Consider the following 1,642-nt stretch of genomic DNA (forward strand, 5'->3'; position numbering starts at 1 on the left):
TATCACCTACGCCTGCTCGGCCGATATAGAAGGCTTTTACCGCTATGAGCTGGCCCAGAGAAAGGACCTGGGCTTTCCCCCCTATACCCGTCTTATCCGGATCACCGTCCGGTCCAAACAGGCCGAGCAGGCCGATCGGGCCATTACACGCCTTGCAAGCCTATTGCGGCGGGAACTGCCGCCGGACTGCAATGTCCTCGGCCCCGCAGATTGTCCTATCAGCATTATCGCTGGAAATCACCGGAGGCAGCTCATACTCCGAGGCAAAGCCATGTCAGGCATCCACCAGGCGGTAAAGCGGGCAATCAGCCTCTATGAAGAAAAAAAGATTTCATCCGTCTATGTTGAGCTCGATGTGGACCCGGTCCAGTTGCTGTAGAGTAATAAAGAAGAAAGGGCAAGCAGAGTTGATATTATAGCGGGAATAAAAAAGCGCGGAACCGGCTGAGGTCCCGCGCTCTCTACTCTTAACGCTGCCCGGCAGGGCTTTTTACACCCTGCCGGCACTGGATTTATTGCGGCAGGACCTGAATCGCCCCGCCGGCACCAGTGCTGTTACGCCCGATTAAAAGAGGATCAGCTTTGCGCCGAAGGTCCAGCGGAAGGGCATGACAAACCAACTTGGAATATAGTATTCAGTTCCAGCAAGAGTCGAATCTGGATAATCGCTGTCATAGGTTCCCTTTATAGTGCTCTTTCCTTCCTTGCACCAGTTGGCCTTAAAGAACACACCGATGGGCTTCAGGTTCATACCAAGACCCAGACCCACTGTGGTATAGGATGATGCAAAGAGGGGATCATCGTCATAGGGTGCAACTGTGGAATCAGCATTAAGCTTATCTTTGTAGAGGTAGTCGAAGGCAGTAATACCAAAACCGACTTCTACGAAGGGATCAATAAAAGCAGCCCCGCCAAAGAGGTGGTATGATAGGTAAATATTCACATCGTATGACATAGTCTGATAATCGTCTACAGATAACAAAGGTGAATAAGTCGTATCATCAAAATAAATACCACCGCTTGGAGCGTAGTTAAACGCCAGCCCCAGCCCCCAATGGCGGCCAAGGATTTCAGCAAAACCGCCGTAATAGACGCCGGTCCCATCCTGGAAATCATTCCAGGCTTCCTGAAGACTGGGCAGATTGACATTTGCATCTTTCTGATAATACTGGGCTCCGCTGATACCCAGGGTCAGTTCCGCAAAGGCTCCCGTGGCGACCAGGGCGCCCATGGCAAGTATGGCTATAAGTTTCTTCATATCTTCCTCCGTTTCCCCATAGGGTTTACACTATTAACCATAGCACATTGGGTAAAAAAAACAAGGCTATCGAAACAGCATTACCAATTGAAATCTCCTTTTTGCCACGGTATACTCAAGGTACGTTATAATTCTTATAAATAGAGGTGTATATGAAACGGAATCTTCGTTCAATGTTTTTGATCCTCCTTAGTCTCCTTTGTATCGGGGGTGTATTCGCCCAGGCAACCGCCCTGCTCACCATAGAAGCCAGCGAAGGCCCCGCCCAGGTTATCCTGAACGGGAAACTGCTGGGGATCGCAAACCCCAAGTTTGCAGCAAGGGTAGCACCAGGGACCTATGACCTTTTGGTGCGGAAAACAGGACTCCCCGAATTCCGCCAGA

The 1,642-nt window shown here is 50.4% G+C and carries 2 protein-coding genes and 1 pseudogene; 2 read left to right on the forward strand and 1 reads right to left on the reverse strand.

The window, feature by feature from the left end:
- A pseudogene (locus Q7P68_RS13945) lies at window positions 1–379 on the forward strand (replication restart helicase PriA); the annotation flags it as partial.
- A 186-nt stretch (window positions 380–565) separates the two neighbouring features.
- Here Q7P68_RS13945 and Q7P68_RS13950 read toward each other — a convergent pair.
- Window positions 566–1,258 (reverse strand): hypothetical protein, encoded by a 693-nt coding sequence (locus Q7P68_RS13950; protein ID WP_304226692.1) that lies wholly within the window; start codon window positions 1,256–1,258, stop codon window positions 566–568.
- 152 nt (window positions 1,259–1,410) lie between these two features.
- Here Q7P68_RS13950 and Q7P68_RS13955 point away from each other — a divergent pair.
- Window positions 1,411–1,642 (forward strand): peptidase associated/transthyretin-like domain-containing protein (locus Q7P68_RS13955; protein ID WP_304226693.1); only part of this gene is annotated, 232 nt, incomplete at its 3' end.

It is taken from the genome of Gracilinema caldarium (assembly GCF_029265695.1).
Taxonomy (GTDB): Bacteria; Spirochaetota; Spirochaetia; order Treponematales; family Breznakiellaceae; genus Gracilinema; species Gracilinema caldarium_A.

Coding starts and splice junctions, on each gene's coding strand:
- Q7P68_RS13950 (WP_304226692.1), bottom strand. CDS start 1,258: ATGAAGAAACTTATAGCCATACTTGCCATGGGCGCCCTGGTCGCCACG.